The sequence below is a fragment of the Paraburkholderia sp. J94 genome, assembly GCF_905220285.1.
Taxonomy (GTDB): Bacteria; Pseudomonadota; Gammaproteobacteria; order Burkholderiales; family Burkholderiaceae; genus Paraburkholderia; species Paraburkholderia tropica_A.
On the sequence record NZ_CAJMZH010000007.1, the window covers coordinates 120,598 to 135,103 of the forward strand.

The 14,506-nt window shown below is 63.2% G+C and carries 12 protein-coding genes; all 12 read left to right on the forward strand.

Going from position 1 to position 14,506, the window contains the following annotated elements; translation table 11 throughout:
* Positions 1–23: 23 nt before the first annotated feature.
* The 12 genes from gtdA (at position 24) to U4Y88_RS16555 (ending at position 14,504) form a co-directional block, all read left to right on the forward strand.
* The gene (gtdA, locus tag U4Y88_RS16500; protein WP_321785099.1) at positions 24–1,064 is read left to right on the forward strand and encodes a gentisate 1,2-dioxygenase; all 1,041 of its coding nucleotides are present in this window, start codon (positions 24–26) and stop codon (positions 1,062–1,064) included.
* Between the two features lie 71 nt (positions 1,065–1,135).
* A complete protein-coding gene (locus tag U4Y88_RS16505; protein WP_321785101.1) occupies positions 1,136–1,834 on the forward strand; it encodes a fumarylacetoacetate hydrolase family protein in 699 nt (232 codons plus the stop codon).
* 9 nt (positions 1,835–1,843) lie between these two features.
* Positions 1,844–2,500, forward strand: a complete 657-nt coding sequence (maiA, locus tag U4Y88_RS16510; protein ID WP_321785102.1) for a maleylacetoacetate isomerase — start codon at positions 1,844–1,846, stop codon at positions 2,498–2,500.
* Positions 2,501–2,609: 109 nt separating this feature from the next.
* Positions 2,610–4,373 (forward strand): FAD-dependent monooxygenase, encoded by a 1,764-nt coding sequence (locus U4Y88_RS16515; protein WP_321785104.1) that lies wholly within the window; start codon positions 2,610–2,612, stop codon positions 4,371–4,373.
* 10 nt (positions 4,374–4,383) lie between these two features.
* Positions 4,384–5,322, forward strand: a complete 939-nt coding sequence (locus U4Y88_RS16520) for a VOC family protein (RefSeq protein WP_321785106.1) — start codon at positions 4,384–4,386, stop codon at positions 5,320–5,322.
* Positions 5,323–5,333: 11 nt separating this feature from the next.
* Positions 5,334–6,605 carry an amidohydrolase family protein gene (locus U4Y88_RS16525; RefSeq protein ID WP_321785108.1) on the forward strand — a complete coding sequence of 424 codons (1,272 nt, stop codon included), beginning with the start codon at positions 5,334–5,336 and terminating at the stop codon, positions 6,603–6,605.
* Entirely contained in the window at positions 6,605–8,182 is a 1,578-nt protein-coding gene (locus U4Y88_RS16530; RefSeq protein WP_321785477.1) for a carboxylesterase/lipase family protein, read from the forward strand. Before U4Y88_RS16525 ends, U4Y88_RS16530 begins: the two co-directional genes overlap by 1 nt.
* A complete protein-coding gene (locus U4Y88_RS16535) occupies positions 8,169–8,858 on the forward strand; it encodes a flavin reductase family protein (protein WP_321785110.1) in 690 nt (229 codons plus the stop codon). Before U4Y88_RS16530 ends, U4Y88_RS16535 begins: the two co-directional genes overlap by 14 nt.
* Positions 8,859–8,932: 74 nt before the next feature.
* The gene (locus U4Y88_RS16540; protein WP_321785112.1) at positions 8,933–10,033 is read left to right on the forward strand and encodes a porin; all 1,101 of its coding nucleotides are present in this window, start codon (positions 8,933–8,935) and stop codon (positions 10,031–10,033) included.
* A gap of 473 nt (positions 10,034–10,506) precedes the next feature.
* Positions 10,507–12,069 carry a glycerol-3-phosphate dehydrogenase gene (gene glpD / locus U4Y88_RS16545; protein ID WP_321785114.1) on the forward strand — a complete coding sequence of 521 codons (1,563 nt, stop codon included), beginning with the start codon at positions 10,507–10,509 and terminating at the stop codon, positions 12,067–12,069.
* A gap of 108 nt (positions 12,070–12,177) precedes the next feature.
* Positions 12,178–13,683, forward strand: coding sequence for a glycerol kinase GlpK (gene glpK / locus U4Y88_RS16550; protein WP_224008898.1), 1,506 nt, complete (start codon positions 12,178–12,180; stop codon positions 13,681–13,683).
* 104 nt (positions 13,684–13,787) lie between these two features.
* A complete protein-coding gene (locus U4Y88_RS16555) occupies positions 13,788–14,504 on the forward strand; it encodes an MIP/aquaporin family protein (protein ID WP_065057506.1) in 717 nt (238 codons plus the stop codon).
* Positions 14,505–14,506 lie beyond the last annotated feature (2 nt).

Consider the following 14,506-nt stretch of genomic DNA (forward strand, 5'->3'; position numbering starts at 1 on the left):
CGATTCCTGTACAAGAGGCCTGAATGTCCAATCCATCCGCTTCCCGCGATGCCTATTACGGCGCTATCGCGAAACATCATATGTCGCCGCTTTGGGAGTCGCTGCACTCGCTTGTGCCCAAAGCGCCGCGTCCTCAAGCGGTCCCCGCAATCTGGAAATACGCTCAGCTACGCGAACTGTTGATGGCGTCGGGCGAGTTGATCAGTGCGGCAGAAGCGATTCGTCGCGTGCTGATTCTGGAGAATCCGGGCATACCCGGCAAAGCGAGCATTGCTTCCAATCTCTACGCCGGGCTGCAACTGATTCTGCCGGGCGAGGTTGCGCCGAGCCATCGTCACACGCAATCGGCGCTGCGTTTCATCGTTGAAGGCGAGGGCGCATGGACTGCCGTCGATGGTGAGCGCACGACGATGCATCCGGGCGACTTCATCATCACGCCTTCCTGGACCTGGCACGATCATGGCAATCCCGCGGTCGATGCCGGCGGCGAACCGGTCGTGTGGCTCGATGGACTCGATATTCCGCTCGTGCTTCAACTCGATGCGGGTTTTGCGGAATCCTATCCGGAAGACACGCAGCCCGTCACTCGCCCGGAAGGGGATAGCGCGGCACGTTACGGTTACAACATGCTGCCGGTCCGGCACGAGGTCAAAAGCGGTAATTCGCCGATCTTCAATTACCCCTATAGCCGCAGCCGCGAAGCGCTCGACCTGATGAGCCGAACGAGCGATCGCGACGCGTGGGATGGGTTCAAACTGCGCTACGTGAACCCGGCGACCGGTGGGTATCCGATGCCGACGATGGCGACCTTCATGCAACTCTTGCCGAAGGGGTTTCAAGGCGAGCCGTACCGCAGCACCGAATCGACGGTGTTCAGCGTGGTGGAAGGGCACGGGGGCGTGCAGATTGGCGAACAGCGTTTCCCGTTTGCGCCGCGCGATGTGTTCGTCGCGCCTTCGTGGCATCCACTGCGTTTTGAAGCCGACGAAGATGCGGTTCTCTTCAGCTACTCGAATCGCCCGGTGCTCTCGGCACTGGATCTCTTGCGAGAAGCGCGCGTTTAACGAATCCAAACAACGGTCACGCGGATTGCTCCGCGGGCTCGACTCACCATTCCGTCTGATAGAGAAACACCATGGCATTTATTTTCCCGCCCGAAGAAGCGGTTTCCGTACCCGTGGTCGACAGCAACGATTCGATTGCTGTGCGCCGTGTCTATTGCGTTGGCCGTAATTACGCCGCGCATGCGCGCGAGATGGGATTCGATCCCGATCGCGAACCGCCGTTCTTCTTCTGCAAGCCGGACAACGCGGTCGTGCCGGTTGCATACGACGAGGTGCTGACGCTCGATTACCCGGCCGAAACGCAGAACTATCAATACGAAGCCGAACTCGTTGCGGTGATCGGCAAGAGCGGCGCGGATATCCCGCTCGATCAGGCGCTCGATTACGTCTGGGGATACGCAGTCGGCCTCGACATGACGCGCCGCGATCTGCAGATGAAGATGCGCGAGATGGGGCGGCCGTGGGAGATCGGCAAGTCGTTCGACCGCTCCGCGCCGATCGGGCCGATTCACCCCGCCGCCAAGGTCGGGCACTTCGATCACGCCGATCTCTGGCTGACCGTCGATGGCGCGGTGAAGCAGAAAAGCAACGTCACGCATCTGATCTGGTCGGTGGCGGAAACCGTTTCGTATCTCTCGCGCTTCTTCCGTCTCGAACCGGGCGACCTCATCTACACCGGTACGCCGGAAGGTGTTGGACCGGTGAAGTCGGGCGACACCATGGAGGTCGGTGTCGAGCGGCTGGGCGAACTGACGGTGCGTGTCGCGTAACGCCAGCCCATGAGCGAACTCTTCAGCTTTTTCAATAGCTCGGCGTCGTATCGCGTACGCATTGCGCTAGGGCTCAAAGGCATCGCTTTCGATACGCGTTCCGTGAATATCCGCACGGGGGCGCATCGTGAAGCCGTATTCGTGGATGCGTTGAGCCCGATGGCGAGCGTCCCTGCTTTGCGCGAAGGGGATTTCAGTTTGAGCCAGTCGCTCGCCATCATCGACTGGCTGGACGCGCGCTATCCCACGCAGCGATTGATTCCGCTGGAGCAGCCGCTGCGCGCTCGCGTGCTTGAACTGAGCTATGCAATTGCTTGCGATATTCACCCCGTGAACAACCTGCGGATTCTGAAGTACCTCGAAGGCCAGCTCGACGCGACGCCGCAGCAGAAGGACGCGTGGTATCGACACTGGATCAAGGAGGGGATGTGCGGGATTGAGCGCTTGCTGTCGCGGGGCAGGCAGCAGTACGGCGGACCGTGGTGTTTCGGGAAGGAGCCGACGTTGGCGGATTGCTGTTTGATCCCGCAGATCGCCAACGCGAAGCGATTTGGCTGTGACCTCGCGGACTATCCCATCGCCATGTCGATTTTCGAGCATGCCGCTTCGAATTCCGCTTTTGTGGCGGCGGCACCCGACAAACAGCCTGACTTCGTAGCGCAATAGATAACGCTGGCTTCGGCAAAGCGACGAATCAGAAAAATAGATTAATAGTACACGGTAAATATCGATTTTTTACCCCGGTGTTTTCACAAAAGATAAGGGGAGACTTGTCATGACAGAACTCGTGAATGTAGATGTTCTCGTTGTCGGCGCGGGACCGGCTGGCGCAACGACCGCCGTTTTCCTCGGCCGGCAGGGTATTCGCACGCTGATGATTTCCCGAAATCGCGGGACGGCGGATACGCCGCGCGCGCACATCGTCAATCAGCGGACCATGGAAGTGTTGCGCGATGCGGGCCTTGAGTCCGACTGTCTCGCAGTCGCTTCGCCCGCGGAGCATATCGCCAATACGTTCTGGCTGCGCGGGATGGCCGGTGAGGAAATGGCGCGGCAATGGGCCTGGGGCAATACTCCTGGACGCATGGGCGATGTGTTGACGGCGAGTCCATGCCGTTTCGTCGACTTCCCGCAAACGAAGATGGAGCCGATTCTCGTGGCCGAGGCCACGCGGCTCGGCGTGAACGTGCGTTACGACACGGAACTGCTTTCGTTCGAGCAGGATGCCGATGGCGTGACGGCGAAGCTGCTGGACCGGATCAGCCAGCAGGAGCTGATGGTTCGCGCGAAATACCTCGTGGGCGCCGATGGCGCGAACAGCCGGGTGGTCAAGCAGCTCGGCCTGCCGCTGGTCGGTAAGGAGGGCTTGGGTTCGGCCTACAACGTGCTCTGCGAGATGGACCTGTCGGCCTACACCGCGCATCGCAAGGGTTCGCTCTACATGATCCTGCAAGCCGGTGTGGCGGATTGGGCGGGCGTGGTGGTGTTCCGCATGGTTCATGCATGGGACAAGTGGCTGGTCTCGATCTATATCCCGCCGGGTTACACGGGACCGGATGCAAGCACCGAGCAACTCATCGCGCGCATTCGTCTCGCGATTGCCGACCCGGCGGCGGCAAGCTTGCCCATCAAGGTCCTGAACACGTCGAAGTGGTCGATCAACGACGTTCACGCCGAGCAGATTTCAGTGGGCCGCGTGCACTGCATGGGCGACGCGATCCATCGTCATCCTCCGGCTGCGGCGCTGGGCTCGAACACCTGCGTGCAGGACGGCTTCAACCTCGCGTGGAAGCTCGCGCTCGTGCTGAAAGAGCAAGCGCATCCGCGCCTGCTGGAGAGCTTCAACGCGGAGCGTCAGCCGGTCGCCAAACAGATCGTCGCGCGTGCGAATCTGAGTATGTGGCAGGCGAACGGCTTGTCGGACTACCTTGGCGCGTGTCTCTTCACGGTGAGCAGCGAGGCCGATGTCGATGCGAAGCTCGCGACGCGCGAGGGACGCGAGGGGCTGCATCAACAGCTGCTCGATACCCGCTACAACGGCGAGGCGCATGGCGTCGAACTGGCGCGCCATTACCGTTCGGATGCCATCGTCGATGACGGTACGCCCGAAGCCGCGCCGGACGATGAACCCGAGCTTTACTACCGTCCCTCGACGCGGCCCGGCTCAGCGTTACCGCATGGTTGGCTCGTGAGCCGCCAACCCGGTCCGCTGGTTTCGACACTCGATCTGGCCGGCAAAGGACGCTTTCATCTGTTCTCGTCGCACGGCGGCGAGGCGTGGAAAGAGGCCGCAAAACAGGTCGCCGAAGCGACCGGCGTCGATATCGGCGTGACCCTGGTGGGCACCGGTCTCGATTACGAAGATCCCTATCTCGACTGGTTCAAAGCCCGCGGCACGGAGGAAAGCGGTTGCGTGCTCGTGCGGCCGGATCTGATCGTCGGCTGGCGTAGCGCAGCGCTGCCTGCCGATCCGCAAGCCGCGCTGGCTTCGGCGATGGCGAACCTGCTCGGCTGGGCGAGCGCCGCCCACACCCACTAAAGGAGACAACATGAACAGCACGGGTTTCATTACGCACTTGCGCCATGTGGGTTTCGCCATGCCGCAACTCGCGGAGCAGCGCGCCTTTTACGGCAACGAGTGGGGACTGACCGAAGTCGCCGAGGTGGACGGTGTCCACTTCTTCGCCGCCGAAGGATCGCCCGAGCCGTACGTGATCCGTTTGCGTCAGGACGCGAAAAAGCGCGCTGACGTGATCGGCTTCGGTGCCGCTACGCGCGAGAGCGTCGACGAACTGGCGCAGCAGTTGAAGCGCGATGGCGTCGGCCTCATTCACGCGCCGCGTGAACTTGCGACGCCCGGTGGCGGTTATGGCGTGCGTTTCTTCGATATCGATGGCCGCGTGATCGAAGTGTCGGCGGACGTGACGATGCGCGAACCTCGCGCATTGCAGCCGGGCGAGTCCATTCCCGCGCGGCTCTCGCATTGCGTCGTCAACTCGCCGAACCCGCAGGCCACCGTGGCGTGGTACGAGCAGCATCTCGGGCTGCGCGTCGTGGAAACGCTGCATATCCACGACAGGACGCTGATGTGGTTCATGCGCTGCAACCATCCGCAGCACCATGTGTTTGCGGTGGGCAACGCCCCGCACGTGGCGATGCATCACGTGTCCTTCGAGATGCGCGGCATCGATGAATTCCTGCGCGGCGTCGGCAGATTGCAGCGCGCGGGCAAGGAACTGATCTGGGGGCCGGGCCGTCATCAAACGGGCGATAACGCCTACGGCTATTTCTCCGATGCCGCGGGCAATACCGTCGAATACACGGCCGGGATGAGCGAACTCGACGACGCGTGGCAGGTGAGCGCGGGCGATCTCACGGACCCGTCGGTGCTCGATTCGTGGGGCACGTCCAACGCGTGGGGCGAGCATGTGATGCGGCATCACTTCAATACGCCTGATGAAGGCTTGTTCGTGGCGCCGCCGCTGTGAGGGACCCAAGCATGAAAACGCTGATCGCAAACGCACAGGTCTTCGACGGCAGCGGCGCGCCGCGACGCAAGGCCGATGTGCTGGTGGACGGCAACCGCATCATGCGCGTCGCCGCGCATATCGAGCGGCCTCAAGACGGCGACGTTCGCGTGATCGATGCAGCCGGCGCGACGCTGATGCCCGGCATGGTCGACGGGCATACGCACCTCGGCCTCGGCTCGACCGTCGAACATCGCTCGCCGCGTACCGAGCCCGAGGAGGAGCAGGCGCTCATCATCAGCCATAACGCGCGCGTGATGCTGGACCACGGCTTCACCAGCATTTATTCGGGCGGCAATCGGCGACCGCGTGCGGAGGTCGCGCTACGCAAGGCGATCCGCGAAGGATGGATGCCGGGGCCGCGTCTGCGCGCGTCGTCGTGGGAAGTGAGCGCCGATACGATGAAGTCGCCCTCGGCCACGCTCACGCCGGTTTCGGCCGCCGGGCATATCGGCGCAAACGATCGCGCGCCCATCACGGATCAGGTCCGCCGCTTCGTGCATGAGATGGCCGATATCGGCGTGGACGTCGTCAAGATGCCGATCACCGGGGAAAGCGCGTTGATCGAATATACGTCGCGCGTTCTTGAGTTCAAGGACGAGGAGGTGGCGGCGGCAGGCGAGGTGGCGCGCGAGCGCGGCGTGTGGCTCACCGCCCACGCCCATTCGCCCGAAGGCATTCAGATGGCCGTGCGTCACGGCTTTCGTGCGATCTACCACGCGACGTACATGGACGACGAGACGATCGCCATGATCGCGAACGCACCGCAGCCGGTCTTCATTGCACCGTCGCCCGGCAGCCTCTGGATGATGGGCAACATGGGCAAGCCGCCGACGCCTGGCATGGAAGTCGACGTCGCCATCGAGAGTCTGCGCAAGGTGGTGCCCAAGCTCATGAAGGCGGGCATTCGCGTGGTGCCTGGCAGCGACTACGGGTTCGGCTTCAATCCGATAGGGTTGAACGCGACGGATCTGGCCTTGTTCGTCGACTGGTTCGGCATGACGCCCGCCGAAGCGCTGCGATGCGCGACGGAAACCGGCGGCCATCTGATGGGCATGGGTGATGAACTGGGGCTCGTGCGGGAAGGATACCTGGCGGACCTGCTTCTCGTTGAGGGCGACCCGACTCGCGATATCACGATTTTGCAGGACGCGTCGCGTCTTTCGATGATCATGAAAGACGGCCAGTTGCACAAGCTCGCGTTCAATCGTCGCGCCGCGTGCGCGGCGGAGTTGGCGACGTGATGAACGCGTTTGTTGCGAGCACTGAGGGCTTGGATGCGCTCGTTCGCGTTACGGCGCCGTGCGGGCAGTTGATCGGTAGAAAGCGCGGCACGAAGCGCGGCACGAAGCGCGATGAGGTTGCTGTGTTCAAGGGCATACCTTACGCGCAACCGCCGGTGGGTGTTTTGCGCTGGCGGCCGCCGCAACGCATGACGCGCTGGGAGGGCGAGCGTCTCGCGCTCGAATTCGGTCCTGCGCCGATACAGCATTTGCCGTCACGCTCGTCGCTGATGTACCGCCTCAACCATGACGACGCGAACGCACTCGTGATGAGCGAGGATTGCCTGTATCTCAACGTCTGGACGCCGAGTGTCGAGCGGGATACGAATCTGCCCGTACTGGTGTGGATTCATGGCGGCGCGAACCGAACGGGACACGGCGGGCAAGCGCTGTTCGACGGCAGCCGTCTCGCCGCGCGCGGCATGGTGGTCGTGACCGTCAATATGCGGCTGGGTGCGCTGGGGTTTCTCTCCTTGCCGCAACTGGCCGAAGAAGATGCGCACGGCGCTTCCGGCAATTACGGCGTGCAGGACGTCGTGGCTGCGCTGGAGTGGGTTCAGGAAAACATCGCCGCATTCGGCGGCGACAGTTCACGCGTGACGATTGCAGGCAATTCGGCGGGCGCCGCGATGGTCACGCATCTGATGGCGGCGCCATCAGCGCGTGGATACTTCAGGGCAGCGATCGGCCAGAGCTTGTCGGCGATTTTCCGCCCGGAGTTGCGCATGACGCCGCATCACGTGGCCGCCGAGGCGGGCCTTGCCGCGATGTCGTCGCTGGCGACATCGCTGGACGCACTGCGCGATCTTCCCGCGACAGCGTTTCTTCATACTCCGCCCCAGAACGTGGTCATCGATGGCCGCTTGCTGACTGAGGACACCGTCGACGTGTTCATGGATGGGCGACAGGCGCGGGTGCCGTTGCTCGTCGGCTGGAATGCGGACGAAGGCAGTCTGTACGCCACGCAGCAAGCCTTGCAGGAGCTTCGGCTCGCTCACCTCGATGCGCACGCACGGGCTGTGCTGGAAGCGGCTTATGCGGGCGTCGACGGCGAGTGGGCGGGTGAGGCGCGTCGCCGTCTGGTCGGCGATCGGCGGTTCGCCTATCCGGTTTGGCGCTGGGCGCGAACGCATGCCGAGACGAGTGGCGCGCCGACATGGGCTTACGAATTCGACCATCGGCTTCCGTTGCCCGATCGCCTTGCTCCGCCGCCCGACGGCGGCGACGAGTACGGGGCATTTCACACCGCCGAACTGCCCTATACGTGGGACAACCTCGCGGCGCGGCCCTGGGCGTGGAGCGACGCCGATCATGAAGTCGCTCGATGTCTCGCGGACACATGGACCCGGTTCGTCGTCAGCGGAGATCCCAACGGGCAAGCGCTGCCGCTGTGGCCGTCATTCGATTTGTCGAAGCAGCAGCATCTCATGCGGCTGGGCGCGCATCCCGAACCCATCGGTACGCCGAGGCGGCAGGCATTCGAGGTATTCGATCAACTCTATTTTTCAGCGGTCAGGAGTCGAGGTGCAAATCAATAGCAGTCTGGAAGCAGGCGTGGAAACCCCAATCCGTGACGACGACGCATTTGTCTCATACGAACAAAAGTCGGTTTTGAGCACGCTGCCATTCGATCCCTTTGCGGCGATCGTCGGACCTAGGCCGATCGGTTGGATGGGCACGCAGTCACGCGATGGCGTCGCCAACCTGTCGCCCTATAGCTTCTTCAACGCGCTGAATCACGATCCGGCGTTGCTCGGCTTCGCGAGCATTGGCTACAAGGACACGATCAGGAACATCGAGCAGACCGGCGAATTCACATGGAATCTCGTCTCGCGCGACCTTGCCGCGAAGATGAATCAATCGAGTGTTTCCGCGCCCGCGGACGTCGATGAATTCGCGCTGGCGGGTTTGACGAAAGCGCGCAGCGAGTCGATTCATGCGCCTCGTGTGGCGGAGTCTCCGGTCAGTCTGGAGTGCCGGCTTTCCGGGATCACGCGACTCAAGGACGCGTGCGGCCGCGAGGTGGACACCTGGTTCGTCTACGGCGAAGTCATCTACGTGCATATCAGGAAGGATCTGCTCGTCGACGGGATCTACGACACCGTCAAGGGCCGCCCCGTGCTGCGTGGCGGTGGTCTGGCCGACTTCTTCGAGATTATCGAGGACAGCCGATTCGCAATGTTCAAGCCGGAGGACTATCGACACGAGAAGTAGAAGGAGGCCGTTGCGCAACTTCGGTTGCGCGTTCGTTCCGCATCAGAGTTCACCAAAATAAGCAGGAGTACACAATGGAATGGAGACGGGTGACAGGCGGTATTGTGGCGGTATTGGCCGTTGGGTCCGCGCATGCGCAAAGCAGCGTGACGATCTACGGATTGATGGACGCAGGCGTGACGTGGGTGAGCAATCAGGGAGGACACGGTAACGCCATTCTGGATCAGGGGATTTATTACCCGAATATTCTGGGCTTTCGCGGTGTGGAGGATCTTGGCGGCGGCGCGCGGGCCATCTTCAAGCTGGAAAATCAATTCAATCTCGCGAACGGGCAGACGGTCGGCGATTCGTCGGCGTTGTTCGGGCGCGTGGCCTATGTCGGTCTGGCGAAGGACGGCATCGGGCAACTGACCTTCGGCAATCAGTACGATTTCATGTGGGAGAACTTGCTGAAGGCCGATGCGTCGATGACCTTCGGCGGGTATTACAACTTTCGCTCGGGGCCGTATGCGGGGCTGGGTATTCCGAACAATCCGACTGGTGCGTCTGATTTTGACCGCGTGGCGGGTTCGGCCCGCGTGCCGTCGTCGGTGAAGTTTGTCAGTGACAGGCTGGGCGGATTCACGTTCGGCGCGCTGTATGGGTTTGGCGGCGTGGCGGGCAACTTCGCCAAGGATCGGTCGATCAGCGTGGGTGTGAACTACCAGGGCGGACCGCTGTATGTGGGCGCTGCGTATACGGATGTGAAGTACCAGCAGATCAATAACGGCGACGACGGTATTCGTAACTGGGGTGTCGGTGGCACGTATGCGATCGGTTCGGCGCTGCTCAATGCGTTGTTCACTGAAACCTGGAACACGTTCAACGGTGCGCGGGTGTACGCCGGACAAGTGGGCGCGCTTTATAACTTCACACCGTTCCTGTCGTTCGGCGCGGATTATCAGCTGATGAAGGGTAACGCGACGCTCGATCGCATCCTGACGCAACAGGTGACCGCCACGCTGAGTTACCGCCTCTCGAAGCGCACGAACGTCTATCTGGAAGGCGCGTATCAGCACGCCGGTAACGGCAGTGCGCCAACGTTCGCGCAGATCAACGGCCTCTATGGTCAGGATGCGGCATCGTCGAGTTCGAATCAGGCGATTGCGCGCGTTGGGATTGCGCACTTGTTCTAGCAGCAAACGACGCACCGAACCGCATTCGATTCGCCAGTTGCCTCGCCGACGGGCCATCGCATCGAGACACAACCGAGCAACGCGATCGCGTGCCGCCAGGCACCATCGCGTTGCTCACATCAGTCCAAAACGAACATCAGACGAACAGATTCGAAAGCTTCGCGTGTTCGTTTTATCGCCTGCATCGGACCGATCCGGCCCGCCTCGCTCCCCTTCCTTACCCTGTCTTTCCCCGCTTTCTTCCGGGAAAACCCCTAAATTAGCGTCGATTTATCGCCGATTCCGCCGCATTTGGCGCTTTTCACGCGCGCTCGCCAAAACGAACTTTACTTTTTCGATTTTGTTCGTTAGATTTCGGATTCGAACATTTCGGGTTCGCCCATGGCGACATGGGTCGCAAGGCGATCCGGCACTCAATCTTGCGATGACCGCATCGCGTCGGGTGCCGCATCGGCCACTATCAGGAAACGCAGGTGACTCAAGAGAATCGGTACGATCTGCTCGTCGTGGGCGGCGGGATCAACGGCGCGGGCATCGCGCGCGACGCAGCCGGGCGCGGCCTGTCCGTGCTCCTTTGCGAACAGGACGACCTCGCCTCGCACACCTCGTCGGCCAGCACCAAGCTGATTCACGGCGGCCTGCGCTATCTCGAGTACCGCGAGTTCGGTCTCGTGCGCAAGGCGCTGCAGGAGCGCGAAACGCTGCTGCGCGCCGCGCCGCATATCATGTGGCCGCTGCGCTTCGTCATGCCGCACATGCCGAATCTGCGCCCCGCGTGGCTCATCCGCGTCGGCCTCTTTCTCTACGATCACCTCGCGAAACGCGAACTGCTGCCCGGTTCGCGCGGCATCGACATGCGCCGCCACGCGGCCGGCGCGCCGCTGATCGACTCGATCAAGCGCGGCTTCGTCTACTCGGACGGCTGGGTCGACGATGCGCGCCTCGTGGTGCTCAACGCGCTCGACGCGCAGGAACGCGGCGCACGCATCCTCACGCGCACGCAACTCGTCGACGCGCGCCGCGTGAAGGGCGAGCAAGGCGGCGAATGGCTCGCCACGCTGCGCCGCGCCGACGGCAGCACCTTCGAAGTGCGCGCGCGCGCCATCGCCAACGCGGCCGGTCCGTGGGTGGGCGAGGTGCTGCGCGGCGCGCTCGGGCAAGGCGCGCAACACAGCGTGCGGCTCGTGAAGGGCAGCCATATCGTGACGAAGCGGCTGTTCGAACACGACCACGCGTACATCTTTCAGAACCCCGACAAGCGCATCATTTTCGCGATTCCGTACGAGCACGACTTCACGCTGATCGGCACCACGGACGTGGAATATCGCAACGATCCGGCGAAGGTCGCCATCGACGGCGACGAAACGCGTTACCTCTGCGAGTCGATCAATCGCTATTTCAAGCGTAAGATCTCGCCCTCCGATGTGCACTGGACCTATTCGGGCGTGCGTCCGTTGCTCGAAGAAGAAGGTGCGAAGAATGCGTCGGCGGTCACGCGCGACTATCGTCTCGAACTCGACGAGGCCGAAGGCGCGCCGCTGCTCTCGGTGTTCGGCGGCAAGATCACGACCTTCCGCAAGCTCGCGGAAGAGGCCGGCGACATGCTGTGCCGCGCGCTCGGCAGCACGGCGGGCGCGTGGACGGCGGGCCAGCCGCTGCCGGGCGGCGATATCGCCAATGCGCGTTTCGGCGCGTTCGCGGAGTCGTTCGCGAAGCGCTTCGCCTGGCTGCCCGCGCCGCTCGCGCAGCGCTACGCGCGCGCTTACGGCACGCGCGCCGAGCGCCTGATCGGCGGCGCGGCGTCGCTCGATGGTCTGGGCGCGCAGATCGCTCCCGGCATTTACGAAGCCGAGCTGCGTTATCTGCGCGATACCGAGTTCGCGACCTGTGCGCAGGACGTGCTGTGGCGCCGCTCGAAGCTCGGCCTGCACGTCGCGTCCGGCACGCTCGACGCGGTTGCCGCCGCGCTCGAAGCGTGGTTTGCCGCGAGCCGTCAGCCGGTGTCGCCGGTGTCGCCGGTGTCGATCACGCACTGATACGGCGGCTTTGCATCGGCCGTCATTGGCAGTACCGCATGGCAGTACCCCAACGCGCCGCGCCCACGCGGCGCGAATCACAACTACGTACGGACGGAGATGAGAGACATGCAGGATCAACAGTACATTCTCGCGCTCGACCAGGGCACCACGAGTTCCCGCGCCATGTTGTTCGACCGCCAGGGCCGCATCGTGTCGAGCGCCCAGAAGGAATTCGAGCAGATTTATCCGCGACCGGGCTGGGTCGAGCACGACCCGCAGGAAATCTGGTCGACGCAGGCTGGCGTGGCCGCCGAGGCCGTCACGCGTGCGGGTCTGAACGGCACCAACATCGCCGCGATCGGCATCACGAACCAGCGCGAAACCACCATCGTGTGGGACCGCGAAACGGGTCATCCGATCTATAACGCGATCGTCTGGCAGGACCGCCGCACGGCCGACTTCTGCGATCAGCTCAAGGCGCAGGGCCTCGAAGAGAAAGTGCGTGCGAAGACCGGTCTGCCGATCGATTCGTACTTCTCGGGCACCAAGATCCGCTGGATTCTCGACAATGTCGAAGGCGCGCGCGAAAAGGCGCGTCAAGGCAAGCTCGCGTTCGGCACGGTCGACAGCTGGCTGGTCTGGAACTTCACGAAGCACGAACTGCACGTGACCGATGTGACCAACGCGTCGCGCACGATGCTCTTCAACATCCACACGCGCCAGTGGGACAGCGAGCTGCTCGACGCGCTCGATATTCCGCGCAGCATGCTGCCCGAAGTCCGTTCGTCGTCCGAAATTTATGGGCCGACCAAGACCACGGTGTTCGCCTCGAAGATTCCACTCGCGGGCATCGCGGGCGATCAGCAGGCCGCGCTGTTCGGCCAGATGTGCACGCACACCGGCATGGTGAAGAACACCTATGGCACGGGCTGCTTCCTGATGATGAACACGGGCGACAAGCCCATCGAGTCGAAGAACAATCTGGTCACGACGATCGCCTGGCAGATCGGCGACCAGGTGAACTACGCGCTTGAAGGCAGCATCTTCATCGCGGGCGCGGTGGTGCAATGGCTGCGCGACGGTCTCGGCATCATCAAGAGCGCGGCGGAAATCGAAGCGCTGGCCGCGAGCGTGCCGCATACCGACGGCGTCTATCTGGTGCCCGCCTTCGCGGGTCTGGGTGCGCCGCACTGGAATGCCCGCGCGCGCGGTTCGCTGTTCGGCGTGACGCGCGGCACGACCTCGGCGCATCTGGCGCGCGCGGCGCTCGACTCGATCGCGTATCAGTCGCTCGACGTGCTGGCCGCGATGGAAGCGGACTCGGGCATCAGCGTGGGCGAGCTGCGCGTGGACGGCGGCGCGAGCGCGAACAATCTGCTGATGCAGTTCCAGGCCGACCTGCTCGGCGTGGATGCGGTGCGTCCGCAGATCACCGAGACCACGGCGCTGGGCGCCGCCTATCTCGCGGGCCTCGCGATCGGCTACTGGAAGAACGTGGACGAGCTGCAGAGCCAGTGGCACGTCGATCAGCGCTTCTCGCCCGCGATGGCCGCCTCGCAGGTGGACGCCTGCCGCTCGGGCTGGCAGCGCGCGGTGCGCGCCGCCAAGGCCTGGGCCGACGACGCGCAGTGAACCCGGCATGGCGCAATGCGCGCCATTGCTCAGTAACCCGAAATAAATAATCAATAATCACATCCGCGAGCGAGGAGACGCCCGCCGCGGAAGAGAGAGACGAAATGTCACCCTATATTGCAGAATTTATCGGCACAGCGATTCTCGTGCTGCTCGGCAACGGCGCTGTCGCCAACGTGCTGCTTGCCAAAACCAAGGGCCGCGGCGCGGACCTGATCGTGATCGTGATGGGCTGGGCGATGGCCGTGTTCGTGGCCGTCTACGTGACGGCCTCGTACAGCGGCGCGCATCTGAACCCGATCGTGACCATCAGCCTCGCGCTGGCGGGCAAGTTCGCGTGGTCGAAAGTGGGCGGCTACGTGGCCGCGCAGATGCTCGGCGGCATGGCGGGCGCGTTCCTCGTGTGGCTCGCGTATCGCCAGCATTTCGCCAATGAGGAAGACGCCGATCTGAAGCTCGCGGTGTTCTGCACGGCGCCCGCGATCCGCAGCGTGCGTCACAACGTGATCACGGAAGCGATCGCCACCTTCGTGCTGATTCTCGGCGTGCTCTATCTGGCCGCGCCGCAAGTGGGCCTCGGCGCACTCGACGCGCTGCCGGTCGGCCTGCTCGTGCTCGGCATCGGCATCTCGCTGGGCGGCCCAACGGGCTACGCGATGAGCCCGGCGCGCGATCTCTCGCCGCGCATCATGCACGCGCTGCTGCCGATTCCGGGCAAGCGTGACAGCGACTGGCGCTATGCGTGGATTCCGGTCCTCGGGCCGCTCGTCGGCGGTGTCGCGGCATCAACGCTGTATCTGTATCTGCACGCGATGCATTGAGC

Excerpts from the sequence above, each read along its gene's own strand:
- gtdA (WP_321785099.1), top strand. The coding sequence starts at position 24 with ATGTCCAATCCATCCGCTTCCCGCGATGCCTATTACGGCGCTATCGCG.
- U4Y88_RS16505 (WP_321785101.1), top strand. The coding sequence starts at position 1,136 with ATGGCATTTATTTTCCCGCCCGAAGAAGCGGTTTCCGTACCCGTGGTC.
- U4Y88_RS16540 (WP_321785112.1), top strand. The coding sequence starts at position 8,933 with ATGGAATGGAGACGGGTGACAGGCGGTATTGTGGCGGTATTGGCCGTT.
- maiA (WP_321785102.1), top strand. The coding sequence starts at position 1,844 with ATGAGCGAACTCTTCAGCTTTTTCAATAGCTCGGCGTCGTATCGCGTA.
- U4Y88_RS16555 (WP_065057506.1), top strand. The coding sequence starts at position 13,788 with ATGTCACCCTATATTGCAGAATTTATCGGCACAGCGATTCTCGTGCTG.
- U4Y88_RS16520 (WP_321785106.1), top strand. The coding sequence starts at position 4,384 with ATGAACAGCACGGGTTTCATTACGCACTTGCGCCATGTGGGTTTCGCC.
- U4Y88_RS16530 (WP_321785477.1), top strand. The coding sequence starts at position 6,605 with ATGAACGCGTTTGTTGCGAGCACTGAGGGCTTGGATGCGCTCGTTCGC.
- glpK (WP_224008898.1), top strand. The coding sequence starts at position 12,178 with ATGCAGGATCAACAGTACATTCTCGCGCTCGACCAGGGCACCACGAGT.
- U4Y88_RS16525 (WP_321785108.1), top strand. The coding sequence starts at position 5,334 with ATGAAAACGCTGATCGCAAACGCACAGGTCTTCGACGGCAGCGGCGCG.
- U4Y88_RS16515 (WP_321785104.1), top strand. The coding sequence starts at position 2,610 with ATGACAGAACTCGTGAATGTAGATGTTCTCGTTGTCGGCGCGGGACCG.